8 protein-coding genes are annotated in these 16173 nt (G+C 48.3%); 5 read left to right on the top strand and 3 right to left on the bottom strand.

Annotation, left to right across the window (positions count from 1 at the left end; all coding sequences use genetic code 11):
• From ACFS7Z_RS07400 to ACFS7Z_RS07390, 3 genes are all read right to left on the bottom strand, one after another.
• Entirely contained in the window at nucleotides 1-1326 is a 1326-nt protein-coding gene (locus ACFS7Z_RS07400; RefSeq protein ID WP_377482905.1) for a sugar MFS transporter, read from the bottom strand.
• 200 nt (nucleotides 1327-1526) lie between these two features.
• On the bottom strand, nucleotides 1527-3446 hold the full coding sequence (gene nagB / locus ACFS7Z_RS07395; protein WP_377482903.1) for a glucosamine-6-phosphate deaminase: 1920 nt from the start codon (nucleotides 3444-3446) through the stop codon (nucleotides 1527-1529).
• 97 nt (nucleotides 3447-3543) lie between these two features.
• Entirely contained in the window at nucleotides 3544-4752 is a 1209-nt protein-coding gene (locus tag ACFS7Z_RS07390; RefSeq protein WP_377482901.1) for an ROK family protein, read from the bottom strand.
• 472 nt (nucleotides 4753-5224) lie between these two features.
• On the opposite strand from ACFS7Z_RS07390, the gene ACFS7Z_RS07385 reads away from it, so the two are divergent.
• The 5 genes from ACFS7Z_RS07385 to ACFS7Z_RS07365 all read left to right on the top strand — a co-directional run bounded on the left by ACFS7Z_RS07385 (nucleotide 5225) and on the right by ACFS7Z_RS07365 (nucleotide 15755).
• Complete coding sequence (locus ACFS7Z_RS07385; protein ID WP_377482899.1) at nucleotides 5225-8572, top strand: SusC/RagA family TonB-linked outer membrane protein; 3348 nt, start codon at nucleotides 5225-5227, stop codon at nucleotides 8570-8572.
• A 24-nt stretch (nucleotides 8573-8596) separates the two neighbouring features.
• Nucleotides 8597-10354 (top strand): RagB/SusD family nutrient uptake outer membrane protein, encoded by a 1758-nt coding sequence (locus ACFS7Z_RS07380; RefSeq protein ID WP_377482897.1) that lies wholly within the window; start codon nucleotides 8597-8599, stop codon nucleotides 10352-10354.
• A gap of 384 nt (nucleotides 10355-10738) precedes the next feature.
• The gene (locus tag ACFS7Z_RS07375) at nucleotides 10739-14143 is read left to right on the top strand and encodes a VCBS repeat-containing protein (protein WP_377482895.1); all 3405 of its coding nucleotides are present in this window, start codon (nucleotides 10739-10741) and stop codon (nucleotides 14141-14143) included.
• A gap of 16 nt (nucleotides 14144-14159) precedes the next feature.
• Nucleotides 14160-14474, top strand: a complete 315-nt coding sequence (locus tag ACFS7Z_RS07370; protein ID WP_377482893.1) for a hypothetical protein — start codon at nucleotides 14160-14162, stop codon at nucleotides 14472-14474.
• Nucleotides 14475-14561: 87 nt separating this feature from the next.
• Nucleotides 14562-15755, top strand: a complete 1194-nt coding sequence (locus tag ACFS7Z_RS07365; protein ID WP_377482891.1) for an FG-GAP repeat domain-containing protein — start codon at nucleotides 14562-14564, stop codon at nucleotides 15753-15755.
• Nucleotides 15756-16173 lie beyond the last annotated feature (418 nt).

Below are 16173 nucleotides of genomic sequence, written 5' to 3'. Positions count from 1 at the left end.
TTATAAAGGAAGGTTTCCTGACACTACTGGCTGCTTTGTTCTGATCTTGTGTCCGTAAACAGCGAAGTACAGGATGACGAGGTAGCAGGGAATCATGATCCAGTAAGCCTGCTGCGGGCTGATCGTGTCAGCCAGCCAGCCATATAGAAGTGGCAGAATGGCTCCACCGGCAATACCCATTATCAGCAGCGAAGAACCGATTTTGGTAAAGCGGCCTAAGTCAGCAATGGCCAGGGGCCAGATAGCGGGCCACATCAGCGCGTTTGCCAGACCCAGCAGGGAGATGAACAACACAGAAGTATAGCCGTCGGTAAAGAGGGCTACAAGCACAAACAGCACACCCAGCACCGCTGACACCTGCAATGCCCTGGACTGAGAAATGAAAGTAGGTATGGCTATAATGCCGATCACATAGCCCACAAGCATCGCAACCATGGTATAGGTGGTAAAGAACTTGGCCGTCGATAAGTCTACACCCTGTGCGGCACCATAGCTGATAACGGTGTCGCCTGCCATTACTTCCACGCCCACATACAGGAAGAGCGTAAAGGCGCCCAGCAGCACGTGCGGAAACTGCAGGATGCTTGTCTTGTTTGTATTCGCCGTCGCCACTGTTTCGTCTTCCTGGTCCGTGTCAATTTCCGGAAGGGCAGAGAAAGAAACCAGAACCGCCAGCACTACCAGTATTCCAGCCATGATGATGTAGGGCATAATTACTTTTGTAGCCAAAGCATCCAGTTCCACTGCCTGCTGCGCAGCACTCATGCTACCTAAAGTATTTACAAGGGCATCGGCATTTTCCAGCACAATGGCACCTAAAATAAGTGGAGCCAGGGCTCCTGCCACTTTGTTACAGATACCCATAATACTGATGCGCTTTGCCGCACTTTCGCGTGGCCCCAGAATGGTTACATAGGGGTTGACCGCTGTTTGCAGCACAGCCAGGCCGGTGCCTTGTATAAACAAGCCTATCAGGAAGAAAAGATATGTCCTTGTCATGGCGGCCGGAACAAAGATAAGCGCACCTACGGCCATCACAGCTAACCCCAGCGACATGCCTTTCTTAAAGCCCGTCTTTTTCAGCACCCACGCAGACGGAATGGCCATTACCAGGTAAGAAACATAAAAGGCAAAGGCTACCAGGTAAGACTCGAAGTTGTTGAGCTCACAGGCGATTTTCAGATAGGGGATAAGAACGGAGTTCAGCCAGGTAACAAAGCCGAAGATAAAAAACAGCGCCCCGATGATCAGCATCGACCGCATGCTGCCTCCACTTTGATTGGCAGCTGCTGCCCTCTCTTCTTTTAACATTGAGTTTTGTGCCATTGAAAGTTGCTGATTGTGTAGTTAGTGAATATGATGAGTTTTATTTTTGTGTTGTGCAACAGTACTACAGTATATGCTGATGCCACTTTTGTACATCAGCTATAATTCTTTTCCGCTGCTTTGCTTCAGGCGTTGCAGGTAAAGTGCGAAGCTCCCTATTTTACAGTAGGTAAGGCTAAGCCTCGCTGCATCCCTTCTTCTTAAAATCTGTACCTGACAAAAGCCTCCATCGCTTCGTAGTCAGCAAGGCCCAGGCAGTCGTAGTCTTTCGCTGTCTCGCGGTTTCTTGCTTCAGCCCTCACCCAAAACTCGCGGGCATCGTCGCCCGGGAACACCGGCCTGTCTTTCTGCGACTGGTGCTTGAAGATAGCATTCCTTTTTCTTTCTACCTCCTGCGGCGACAGCGGCACAGCCATTTCTATCTCATGGGTTTCAAACTCGTGCCAGGCGCCCCGGTACATCCACAGCCAGCAATCCTCTATCCAGCTTTCGGTTTTGCTGAGGCGGTGCAGCGCTTCCAGAATAATGCGGAAGCAGACAATGTGCGTGCCGTGCGGATCAGCAAAATCACCGGCGGCAAATACCTGGTGCGGTTTTACCTGGCGCAGCAGTTCCATAGTCTGCTCAATGTCTTTTTCTGTGACCGGGTTTCGGCGCACTTTGCCCTCCTCGTAGAACGGTAGCGCCATAAAGTGAATGTGGTCATCGTTCAACCCGGCATAGCGCGCCGCAGCGATGGCCTCGCTCTTCCGGATGAAGCCCTTTACATTGCGCACCTCCATCGGGTCAGGTTGGTTGGGTTGCTTTGTTTCAAAGAAGCTGCGCATCTCCCCGTATAGGTTCTTGATCTTGCTGCTGTCTTCGCCAATGCTCTTGTCAAAGTCAATGGCAAACTCCATATAACGCAGCACATCATCGTCCCACACCGCTGTGTTGCCCGAGGTCTGGTAGGCTACATGCACGTCGTGCCCCTGGTCCACGAGGCGAATAAAGGTGCCTCCCATGGAAATAACATCATCATCTGGGTGTGGTGAAAAGATAAGCACGCGTTTTTGTGCCGGCTTTGCCCGCTCGGGCCGCTGCGAGTCATCGGCGTTTGGCTTGCCCCCGGGCCAGCCTGTAATGGTATGCTGCAGCTTATTAAAGATATGGATGTTGATGTTATAAGCCGGACCCTTCTCCACGGCCAGCTGTGCCATACCGTGGTTGTTATAGTCTTCGTCCGTCAGTTTCAGAATAGGCTTATTAACTGTGTCAGAAAGCCAGATAACAGCCTTCTTTGTCAGTTTCTCATCCCACACACAGTCTTTCACCAGCCATGGTGTATTAAAGCGTGTCAGTTCAGAGGCGGCATCGGCATCCAGCACAAACTCCACATGCTCGGAGAGCTGCAGGTAAGTGGCAGGCACCTCACTGGAAATTTCCCCTTCCACGGCCTTTTTGATGATGGGCGCTTTCTTCTGGCTCCAGGCCATGAGGATGATTTCGCGGGCCTTGAAGATGGTGCCGATGCCCATGGTGATGGCTTTGGTGGGCACATTCTCTTTTCCCCCGAAGTCGCGGGAAGCATCGCGGCGGGTTAGGTCGTCGAGGGTAACGAGGCGGGTGCCGGAGTTGGGCGCAGAGCCAGGCTCGTTAAACCCAATGTGGCCGGTACGTCCAATCCCCAGTATCTGCAGGTCCAGTCCTCCCAGCGCCTCAATCTTCCGCTCATAGTCCAGGCAGTAAGCTGTAATCTGCTCTCTCTCCAGCGTGCCATCCGGTATATGCACACTGGCTTTGGGAATATCCACATGATCGAAGAGGTTCTCGTTCATGAACGTGACGTAGCTTTGGGCTGCGGTTGGGCTCATGGGGTAGTACTCATCGAGGTTAAAGGTGACGACGTTCTGAAAGCTGAGACCCTCCTCCCGGTGCAGGCGCACCAGTTCGGCATACACTTCCACGGGTGTAGCGCCTGTGGCAAGGCCAAGCACTGCTTTTTCCCCCTTTTGCTGTTTGCTGCGGATTAGATCTGCAATACGCCCGGCAACCTTCAGGGAGGCGGTATGCTCATCAGGGTACACTGTTACCGGAAGCTTCTCAAAGCGTGTCTCTTCCAAAAGGTTTAATCGGGCCATAGTTTCTTTGTTGAATAAGTATAGATGATCTGTTCAGGTGATGCAGGTTTTTATGCTGGTGTCTGTGCTAGCTGACTTTGTGACTGTTCCCTTGTTTTTACCTGGCCAATTCAATCTGAGTCTCAAAGATATTTTCCATTACTGTTGCCACCGAGCCAAGTATGCCCGCATCCTTTCCTAGTTTAGACAAGGCTATGGTGGTAGACTCTCTCAGCTGCGTCATGCAGTAGGTGTTGACAGACTGTTGAATAGGTGTGGTGATGAATTGCTTCGCCTCGGCAATTTTGCCTCCTAAAATAATCAGCTCAGGGTTAAACAGCTGGATGAGAATAGCAATGCCCTTGCCAAGGTGTATACCGATTTCGGAGAGAATGCTGATGGCGTACTGATCTCCTTTATTTGCTGCATCTATAATAATTTGAGGCTCTATCTGGTCTATTTCCTGGTCAGATAACCGGTTCAGGATAGAGGCTTTGCCTGCTTTAATACCCTCTTTTGCCATTTGTGCCAATGCCAGACCAGACGCCACTGTTTCCAGGCAACCTCTCTTTCCACAGTGGCAAAGCGCACCGTTTTCCACCAGCGGAATGTGGCCTAACTCCCCGGCGAAGCCCGAAGAGCCGTTGCGTAGCTTTCCATCCATTATTACTCCAAGCCCGATGCCCCAGTCCATTGAAATGACCAGCACGTCTTTTTTATTCTGAGCGAGGCCAAAGCGGAACTCTGCCAGCGCGGCACTCTTCACATCATTCTGCAGGTAAACATGCTTGTTAAACTTCTTTTCCAATATTTGCTGCAGCGACACAGTGGTATGCTGTACTAATAAATCCGGTATATACTGCGATACTAGGTAGGAGTAGTTGTTTCCTTCTTTAGGAGTGACCAGACCCGGCATGCTGATGCCAATCCCCACAAGTTTGTCTGTATCAATACCGGAAGCGAGTATTAGGCTGCTGGCGTACTCATAAAGCTGCTCAACAGCACTTAAGTCTTTGGATATTTTAATAGGATAAGTGCAGGTGCCGGATACAATGTTGTTGTTATTGTCGAAGATAGCCATCCTGGTTTTGAACCTTTCCATCTCAATACTCAAAACGAAGAGGGAGTTATCCTTTAGGCCATATAGATCTGGCTTCCTGCCACCTACAGACTTCCCTTGCCCCTGCTTCTCTACCAGGCCCTCTGCAATCAGTTCATTCAGCAGACCCATCGAAGTAGGAGAACTAATGCTGAACCGGTTGCAAAGCTCTGTGTTTGTCTTGGCACCCTTTACATACAGGTGTTTGATAATTTTAATCTTCTGCAAACGTTTTTTTCTCTCAATAGTATTTAGGCTGTCTGTGTAGGTACTCACTATTGATGGATAGCTCATGTTCGTATTGTTATGGTCAGCACAAATTGAATAAATATTTTAACATCAGCAATAACTTCTGCTAAAAATTAAGATAAGTTAGTCACTTAAAATTAAAGGTTAAAATATAAAGTGTTTATTTGACGTATAATTAGCACTGAGAGCAGCAGAAACTTAATGGAATCATTCATTTGGGAGAGTTAATAAAAAATAATAAAAGATGTTAGCTAATTGTTATTTTTCTTATAAATTTGAGTAATCAATCACCATGCCTATGTAATACTGCTACAAAAGCACACAACAGAATCCTCATAGTATCATCGGCACGCACATATATCTGTTCTCTTAGAGTTCTTTGAAGGGGGAGATGTGTTGGCTGATGTATTGTCAGTACAGTTCAAAGTTAATTCATCTCAACTACCAATGTATGAAACAGAGATACTTTAGTACATGGATGCTCTCCCAGTGCAGCCATTTTAAAACCTTACCTCAGAAAAAGGTGCTTGCTATGCTGCTAGCTGCAGCGTGCCTGTCACAAAGCCCTGTACAGGCAGGAACTACTGTTGCTGACATAAATGCCTCCGGGCACTATGCAGCGGATGCTATGATGTTTACAAACGAGGCTTTAAGGCAGGCAGTGCCTGTGAGCGGAAGAGTTGTAGGCGATGACGGACAGGGCGTTCCGGGTGCCACAGTAATGGTAAAAGGAACTACTATTGGTACAGCCACAGACGCAAACGGTAATTTTACCCTGAATGTGCCAAATGGTACCGGAACCCTTGTTGTGTCCTTTATTGGTTATAAAAGACAGGAAGTGCCGATAAACAACAGATCCTCTATCAACATTTCGCTTGCTACTGATGCAAGAGCGTTAGAAGAAGTAGTTGTGACAGGTTATGCAACGCAGGAGAAAAAGGACCTGACAGGTGCAGTGGCTGTGGTGGATGTAAGTGAGATGACGAAGCAGCCAGAGGCCCAGGTAACAAGTATGCTACAGGGACGGGCTGCCGGTGTTACAGTACTTGGCTCTGGCCAGCCAGGTGCGGCACAGCAGGTGAGGATACGCGGTTTCAACACGTTTGGGAATAATAGCCCTTTGTATGTAGTGGATGGTGTACCAACACAAAACATCAACGATATTAACCCTAATGACATAGCCTCTATGCAGGTGCTGAAGGATGCGGGGTCTGCCTCCATCTATGGTTCCCGCGCCGCCAACGGAGTTATTATCATTACCACCAAAAGAGGCAAGGAGAAAGTAAGGGTACAGTACGACGGGTATTATGGCACCCAAAGGCCGCCTGAAGGCAATGTGTGGGATCTGGCTAATCCGCAGGAAATGGCTGAGCTTAACTTTCGGGTTGCACCAACTGAGGCGTTATATGGCTCGGGTGCAAACCCCGTCCTACCGGACTATCTCGCTGTCGGCAGAAATACCGGCCTGATGGAAGGTGACCCTAGGGTTGATCCTTCCCTATACAATGTGAATCCTTTATATACGGGAGGTAGCGGAGAGTTGGGATCTTTCTACCGAATCGTGCGGGCAAACAAAGAAGGCACTAACTGGTTTGAGGAAGTCTTCAATCCGGCACCTATCCAGAGCCATAACGTTGCTGTGAGCGGTGGCGGTGATATGGGGAGCTTTTACTTTTCGGCAAATTATTTCGATCAGGAGGGAGCTTTAATGAATACCTTTTATGAAAGGTATACCGTGCGGGCAAACAGCACCTACAATGTGACCAAAAATATACGTATAGGAGAGAACTTGGCGTACTCCATTATTAATGACCGGCAGATTGGCGGTGGCGAAAATGTCATTAATATGGCATATCGGGAACAGACCATCATTCCAGTGTATGACATCATGGGGAATTTTGCCGGCTCATTTGGTACTGGACTTGGGAACGCCCGGAACCCGGTGGCGCAACTTGCCAGAATCGGCAATAACAACGGGCTGGGCAACCGCCTCTTTGGTAATGTGTTCGCTGAAGTAGACTTCTTGGACAATTTTACGGCCCGCACCAGCTTCGGTGGCGAGATGTACAGTAACTCCTACAGGTCTTTTACCTATCCGGAATATGAGAATGCCGAGAATAATACTGTCAACCAGTTCAATCAGAGTGCCGCTAACGGCTATAACTGGACCTGGACGAATACGCTGACTTATAAGAATACTTTCAACGATATACATGAGTTGGGTGTGGTTGTTGGAACCGAAGCTTATAATAATTTCTGGAACAACCTAGGTGGCTCAACACAGGGTTACTTCTCTTTTGACCCAAACTTTACCACGCTCAGCACGGGTTCAGGTACCCCGACAAACTATAGCGGCAGAGGCGAAGATGCGCTCTTCTCCCTAATTGGACGGTTAGACTATAACCTAATGGATAAGTACCTACTGGGGCTCGTTGTCCGCCGCGATGGATCTTCGCGCTTCGGGCCAGATAACCGGTATGGCGTATTCCCCGCGGTGAGTGCTGGCTGGCGAATATCCGAGGAATCCTTTATGCAGGTTGGCTGGATCACTGATCTGAAGATACGTGGGGGTTATGGTGTAATGGGTAACCAATTGAATGTTGACCCAGGGAATGCCTTCACCACTTATGGCTCAAACAGACAGTTTTCGTTCTACGACATTGATGGCACCAACATGCTTACTACTGAGGGTTTCAGAAAGAGCCGTATCGGTAACCCGGGTGCTAAATGGGAAACCAACATCAACAGCAATATAGGTATTGATGCCACGTTATTCAACGGAAAGATAGACCTTACCGCTGATTATTACGTGAAAGAGATACAGGACCTGCTGTTTAACCCGGAGTTTCCGGGTACTGCCGGAGCAGCTACTGTGCCGTTTGTGAATATTGGTCAGATGCGGAACAGCGGTATTGATGCCTCAGTAACCGGTCATATCGAAGCTACCTCAGATCTCCGGTTTGATATTACCGGGATACTCACAACGTATAACAATGAGATCCTGAAGATATCGAACGGTGCCCAGAACTTCGATTTAGAGCAACGCCGCTTTAATGGTAGCAATATAATCCGTAACCGGGTTGGAGATGCCATGAGTTCATTCTTTGGTTATCAGATCGAAGGCTTCTGGGATAGTGAGGATGAAATTATGGAAGCTAACGAGTTGGCGGAAGAAGCCACCGGCGACACGGCAGCCATTTACCAGACAGGTATAGGCCTCGGCCGCTTCCGTTACGCCGATACAGATGGTGACGGCATCATCACGCCTGATGACAGGGTGATACTGGGTAGCCCTAACCCGGACTTTACGTACGGCCTGAACATCACAGCCACCTACAAGAACTTTGATTTTAGCACGTTCATTTATGGTAGCCAGGGCAACGATATATGGAACCAGGTAAAATGGTGGACTGATTTCTACCCGAACTTCCAGGGTGCGAAAAGTAGGACCGCTGTGTACAATGCCTGGACACCGGAAAATCGCGATGCCATAGCTCCTATTCAGGAAAACGTAGGCTCCTTCAGTACTTCCAACGTCCCTAACTCATATTATGTGGAAGACGGTTCTTACCTGAGGATGAAAAACGTGCAGCTAGGCTATACACTGCCTGCTGCTTTGATAAGCAAATACGGAATGGGAAGCCTAAGGGTGTATGTGCAGGCGGCTAACCTGTTTACCATTACAAACTACTCAGGCATAGATCCTGAAATTTCAGGAGGCACTACCGCCTTTGGTATAGATGAGGGCAATTATCCGAACATGCGCCAGTACCTGGTAGGGTTAAATGTTTCCTTCTAATTTTTTATCTTAATAATTTTAAATATGAAAAGGTTTAAATATATACTTTACACGGCCATGGTGGCTACTATGCCGCTATTTACCTCTTGTGAGGATGAGTTTTTGGAAAAGCCGGCCATAGGTGCACTGAGTGATGAAGTACTGGCCAATGAGGCGGGTGTGGAAAAACTTTTGATTGGTGCCTACGCTGCCCTGGACGGTATAGGTATAGGCAACTGGGAAACAGACCCCTCTAACTGGGTGTATGGTAGTGTGGCCGGAGGGGAAGCTCACAAAGGCAGCGACGGCGCGGATCAGCCTGCTATCAACCCTATTGCAACGTTTAACGTGGATCCGAGCAATGGCTTTCTAAACCTGAAGTGGAGGGCGATGTATGAGGGCATTACCCGTGCAAACTCTGTGCTGAGTTTACTCGAAGTGGCAGAAGGTATCTCTGAAGGAGAGAAGCAGCGAATTGCAGGGGAGGCACGCTTTCTGCGCGGGCACTACTACTTCGAGCTGAAGAAGATGTTTAACATGGTACCTTGGATTGATGAGACAACCACGGATTTCAACCAGCCGAACAACGTGGACATCTGGCCTAATATTGAGGAAGATTTCAAGTTCGCTATGGAAAATCTGCCAAACTCACAGCCGCAGGTGGGCAGAGCCAATAAGTGGGCAGCCGCTTCTTATCTTGGTAAAACCTACCTGTATCAGCAAGAGTTTGCTGAGGCAAAAGCAATATTTGATGATGTTATCGCAAATGGCGTTACCAGCAACGGCCTTACATACGGTCTTGTCGACAAGTTCAAGGACAACTGGGATGCCAGCGCCGAGAACAACAAAGAGTCTGTATTTGCGGTACAGATGGTGGCGAACGATGGAACCAACACCATTGCGAATGGCAACATGGGCCAGATGCTGAACTTTCCTTATAACAGCCCTTTCCGCTGCTGCGGATTCTACCAGCCTACCCTGGACCTGGCAAACTCTTACCAGACAACGGCGCAGGGATTTCCCATGGTAGACAATTACAATATTGACCCGCTTAAGAATGACCAGGGTATAACCTCTGACAAAGCTTTTGTACCAGACCAGCAATCAGTAGACCCTCGCCTGGACTGGACAGTAGGTCGTCGTGGCATTCCTTTCCTGGACTGGGGGCTGCACCCGGGGCAGGCCTGGATTCGTGAGCAATCTAGTGCGGGTCCGTACTCTGCCAAAAAGTTCATCTACTGGCAAGCCACAGCGGATACTTACGCAGATCAGAGTTCCTGGGCTCCGGGTTCTGCAATCAATGTGCTCATCATTCGGTTTGCAGACGTGCTGCTGATGGCGGCCGAAGCTGAGGCGCAGTTGGGTAACTTTGCGCAGGCGCAGGAATATGTGAATATGGTACGTGCCAGAGCCGATAGACCCGAGAATATTGTGACTACCTATGTAGATCCAAGCGAGCCTTTGGATGGTTTTACAGATGTGCCGGCAGCCAACTACAACGTAGAGCCTTACCCGGAAGGCTATTTTGCTGGACTTGGCAAAGAGGAAGCATTAGAAGCTATTTACTTTGAGCGCAAACTGGAACTGGCCCTGGAAGGCCACCGCTTCTTTGACCTGGTTCGCTGGGGCAAAGCGGCTGAGAAACTGAATGCTTTCTTTGACTATGAGGGCGCCCTTCTTCCAGATGTTGAGGGTGGTTTTTTCACTACAGGCAAAAACGAGTATTTCCCGATTCCGCAACGACAGATCGACCTGCAGACAGTAGGCGGAGAATCTGTGCTAACACAGAACCCAGGCTTTTAGCGGCCAGCGATTCTGAACCCTATCGGGTTATAAGCTGACAGGGTATCAAAAGAAGCCTCCGGAGCATTAGCGCCGGAGGCTTTTACTTTCTTGTTTACAGTCATAAATAAGAACAGATTCTTTCTTTATTTCTGCATATTGCCTGCTCTAAAGAACCTAAAAAACAGCTGCTTGGTTTGTGAGGTAGAGGATGTTGGTAACCAACAAACCCTATCTGTTTTTCTTTATTTTATGCGCCTTTTCAACATCAATCCTCTCTTGTTACTCGTCCTGCTTTTTCTTACGATGCCGGCATGTAAGCAGAAAGAAAAGCACCTATTCGAAAGATTGCCTTCGGACGAAACTAGAATCCATTTTTCAAATCGCATTTTTGAATCCGATACCATGAACGTCCTTAAGTCGGAGTATATTTATAATGGCGGCGGCGTAGGTATCGGAGATTTCAACAACGATGGACTGCAGGATATATACTTCACAGGCAACATGGTCTCGAATAAGCTTTACTTGAACAAAGGTGACTTTGCGTTCGATGATGTGACAGGAAAAGCTGGCGTAACAGGAGAGGGCAAGTGGTGTTCCGGGGTGGCGTTGGTGGATATAAACAACGATGGCTGGCTGGACATATACGTGGGAGCCACCATGAAGAAGGACTCGCTGAGCCGCGCCAATCTGCTGTACATAAACAATGGCCTAGGCAAAGATGGCGTGCCGACGTTTACGGAGTCAGCCGCCAATTACGGCGTTGCCGACACAGGCTATACAACCAACGCTGCTTTTTTTGATTATGATAAGGACGGTGACCTTGACTTGTATGTTCTTATCAGCGTGATTAATACAGGCGTACCCAGTAAATACCGCAAGAAGATAACTGACGGTTCAGCCTTGAATACAGACCGGCTTTACCGCAACAACGGAGATAACACATTTACCAATGTGTCGCGAGAGGCAGGTGTTTTGACTGAAGGATTCGGCTTAGGTCTTGCCATCAACGATATAAACTTAGATGGCTGGCCTGATATATATGTTACGAATGACTATCTCTCAAACGACCTGCTGTACATCAACAACCAGGACGGCACCTTCACAAACAAAATAACAGATTACATCAAACACACTAGTTACTCTGCTATGGGTAACAGCGTAACCGATATAAACAACGATGGATTAGTGGATATCCTGGCCCTGGATATGCTGCCTGAAGATAATAAGCGAAAGAAAATGATGTTGATGGCAAACAATTACGCCAACTATATTAACAATGACATTTACGGTTACCAGCATCAGTATTTCCGTAACACGTTGCAGTTGAATCAAGGTATGACGCCGGATGGTCACCCGGTATTTAGCGAAGTCGGTCAGTTAACAGGACTTCACCAAACCGACTGGAGCTGGACACCCTTAGTGGCAGACTTTGACAACGATGGCTTCCGCGATGTGATTATCACCAACGGTTTTCCAAAAGACATAACAGACCTGGATTTTAGTGTGTACCGAAACGGGCCAGCCGGATCAGTTGGAGGCTATGCTTATCTGGCAGATTCTATCCCCGTAGTTAAAACTTCTAACTACGCTTTCAAAAATAAAGGCGATCTGTCTTTCAGTGATGAGACCAAAAACTGGGGACTGGATATTCCGGGATTCTCTAACGGTGCCGCCTATGCAGATTTAGATAACGACGGCGACCTGGACTTTATAGTAAACAACATTAACGACAGCGCCTTTGTATACCGCAACAGCCTCTATGCATCAAAAGAAGGAGAGGAGAAGAGCCATTTTTTGCGTCTGAAGTTTAATGGAAATGCACCTAATAATTCTGGTCTGGGAGCCATGGCTACTATCTACTATGGCAAGGGCAAAAAGCAGTTCCATGAGAACAGTGTTTATAAAGGCTACCTCTCTTCTGTAGAAAGCATCGCGCACTTTGGTTTAGGCAGTGTTGATAATGTTGATTCCCTGAAGGTGGTGTGGCCAAATGGAAAATACCAGCTGCTAAAGGACATAAAAGCAGACCAGGTGCTGACACTGGAACAGCGGGAGGCTAAGATGCAGGTTTCTCCGCAAAATGTGGAAGGCAACAAGCAACACATGGTATTCAGGGAGGTTTCAGCAGAACACGGTGTGCAGTACAGGAGCAGCGAAGACGACGGCATTGACTTTAACTGGCAACGCACACTGCCTCACAAGTTGTCCCAATTTGGGCCGGGCATAGCAGTTGGTGATGTTAACGGGGATGGTTTGGATGACTTTTACATAGGCGGATCTGCCGGCAAAGACGGGGGACTGTTCACACAGCTGCCGGACGGCACCTTTGAGTTAACGAAGGGAAGCATCCCGAGTGGCAAAATCGGAGAGGACATGGGCGTTCTGTTCTTCGATGCAGATAATGATGGTGATCTGGATTTTTATGCTGCCAGCGGAAGCTATGAGTTTCTGGAGGGCTCTGAGCAACTGCACGATCGGCTTTATATAAACGATGGCAAAGGCAACTTTAAGCCAGATGCAGCGGCTCTGCCAGTTTTAACATCTAGTAAGTCGGGTGTAAGAGCAGCAGACTATGACAAGGACGGCGACCTGGACCTGTTTGTGGCAGGGCGCGTGGTACCCGGAAAATATCCGCTCGCACCGGAGAGTTATATCCTCCGGAACGAGAGTAGCCGCTTTGTGGATGTTACGGCCTCCGTTAGCCCGGAGCTGAAAAAAGCAGGTATGATTACGGATGCATTATGGTCTGACTTTAACGGAGACGGGGAGGTTGACCTGGTGTTGGCCGGGGAGTGGATGCCGGTTACCTTCTTCCAGAACACGAACGGTAAGTTCAAAAACGTTACCCAGTCAACAGGCCTTGCGGACTATACCGGCTGGTGGAACAGCCTGGCAGCAGGAGACTTTGATAATGACGGCGATATAGACTATGTAGCCGGTAATTTAGGCCTGAACACAAATTATGTGGCATCGGCTACTCAACCCCTAAGCATTTTTGCGAAAGACTTTGATAACAACGGTAGTATAGACCCGGTGCTGGCCTGCTACCTGAAAGCCACGGATGGTACTATGAAGCCTTTCCCGATGCACACCCGGGATGACCTGAATGCGCAGATGCCCCGCACCCGCAGCATTTTCCCGCGCTACGTCCATTATGCCAATGCAACAATTGATGAAGTCATACCACAGTCTGAGCGTGAGGGGGCTCTCATGATGCAGGCCACACATTTCCAGAGCAGCTATATAGAGAATCTGGGGAATGGCAGGTTTAAGATGAAAGTGCTTCCGAAGGCGGCGCAACTTGCGCCTGTGTATGGCATACAGCCAGACGATGTAGATGGTGACGGAAACTTAGACCTGCTGCTGGTTGGCAACGACTATGGAACAGAGGTGTTCACCGGCCGGTACGATGCCTTTACGGGGCTATACCTGAGGGGTAATGGAAAAGGCCGGTTTACTCCTGCTTCCATCGCGAATAGCGGTTTCTATGTGAGCGGAGATGCCAAGGCTATTGCACAGTTGGTAAATGCCAAAGGACAAAAGCTGACTCTCGTGACGCAGAACAACGACAGCCTGCGTATGTTTGCAGCAAAAGGCAGAGGGGCAGGTGTTTTGAAAGTGATAGCGCTGCAGCCATTTGACCGTATGGCTACCATTACATATAAGAATGGCAAGAAGCAGGTGCAGGAGTTCTATTACGGACAAACATACCTGTCGCAGTCATCACGCAAGCTGATCCTGACTAACAATATGGCATCTATCCAGATACAGGACTACAATGGCCAAACGAGAAAGGTAGAACTATAGCATACTGTTTCGCTACTTGCTACTGTGCCTCGCGATAGTATCGGCTTGCACCGGAAGTGCTGATCAGGGTAAGCTCGAGGAGGAGCGTGTGACCCTGCAGGGCGTTACCTTACCCTATACCACTGAGACGCTTCATTTAACAGGGCAGCAACTGGCGCAGGCCTGTTGCCGCACCTGCCATGCTTTTCCGGAGCCTGAACTTCTGGATAAGAAGACCTGGCAGCAGGGCGTGCTGCCGCAGATGGCTTTGCGCTTAGGCTTAAACAGAACCGGAGACAACATCTATATGAACAAGCCTTCTGAGGAGGTGACGGCACTGCTGCAGGCATGAATCTTCCCAGACAGTCCGCTCATTGCTGAAAGAGATTTTAAAAAGATAGAGACTTACTACCTGGAAAACGCGCCTGAGCAGCTTAACTTGCCGGCATCCACTGCTTTAAAACCTGAATTAGACGGCTTTTCAGTAGTTGCTCCAAGCCTCGGTAAAGGGAAATACCCTCTTACCACATTAACAAGGTACGAAGCGGCAACCAACACACTTTGGGTAAGTGACCTCAGGAAGTGGCTTTTCAGGCTTGACGGTAAACTGCAGGTGACCGATTCAGTCCAGTTAGATTCAGCGCCTGTGGATATTGCACTGGATAATGGGACTTACAGAGTACTCACTATCGGAGTGATGGACCCCTCTGAACTTAAAAAGGGAAAGCTTGTCCAGTTCTCCAATGCTCAGAGTAGTAGAACGCCGGAAACACTTTTAGAAGGTCTGCAGCGCCCGGCGGCCATGGTAGTGGCTGACCTAAATGAAGATAACTTGCAGGACATTGTCGTTTGCAACTACGGTAATAACACAGGACTACTGGTTTGGTATAAGCACCTGGGGCAGGGTAAATACCAGCCCGTAGTACTCAAAAATTCACCTGGTGCGCGTAAGGCTGAGGTAGTTGATCTTGATAAGGGCGGGCGCCAGGACCTGGTTGTTCTGTTCGCGCAGGGAACCGAGGCAATAAAGGTATTCTATAACAAAGGCGAGGGAGAATTTGAGGAGAAGAACTTAGTGCAGTTCCCGCCTGTGTACGGGCTAAGATACTTTGAACTGGCTGATTTCAACCAGGATGGTTTTCTGGACCTGCTTGTCTCCAATGGCGACAATGCTGACTATTCGCCGGTCCTGAAACCTTACCACGGCATTCGGATTCTCCTAAACGACGGGACGAATAAATTCATAGAGGCCTACTTTTACCCGATGTTGGGTGCCTCGAAAGTGCTTACTAGGGATTTCGATAAGGACGGCGATCTAGATATAGCAGCCATTTCTTTCTTCCCGGACTTCAAGAATGTCCCGGAGAAGGGATTCGTGTACCTGCGGGAGGAAAAGGGCCTTGCTCTTACAGCCAGCACCTTCGCGCAGTCGCAGATGGGCCACTGGCTCACCATGAAGGCTGGCGATTATGATCAGGATGAAGATGAGGATATTATCCTGGGCTCTTTCACTTACACGCCTGCGCCGCCTGCCCTGCAGGAAAAGTGGAGAAAGGAAGTTCAAAACATATTCGTTTTGAGAAACCAGAAGGTAAGGAAGATGAAGAAAGTTTCTGCTTTGGATAAAGAGTAATAAGGGATTCAGGAAGCTATAAAGGAAAAGGCCTGCCGCAAGATTCATGATTTTCCGGCAGGCCTTTCATGTTGCCTGTTCGCCATTATGTTCTGGGAATGATAGAACTTTGAACTGTTATATGTTGAATGTTATTGGAATTGGACCATAAAACATTTTTTTTCTATCCTTAAAGATTCTGTTCCGTATAAACCGTGCAAATCAACTGAGGCAGTTCCCTTTCTTTGAACAAGAGAAAAATAGGAGGCTATTTATTTTTCTTCTTCATAATTGTGCAATTAACTGTTAACTAAGTTGTTATACAATGGGTAGTGCTAGTTGCCTTTTCTAAGTATTTATTCAGTATTTACTACGGAGTTAAAGTATTTTTAAAAGAAAAGAGGCAATTCTTTCTGAGACTTATGGTAAAAATAAATTA

This window comes from Pontibacter toksunensis, assembly GCF_042686245.1.
Lineage (GTDB): Bacteria > Bacteroidota > Bacteroidia > Cytophagales > Hymenobacteraceae > Pontibacter > Pontibacter toksunensis.
This window is presented reverse-complemented; position numbering and strand designations above follow the sequence as displayed.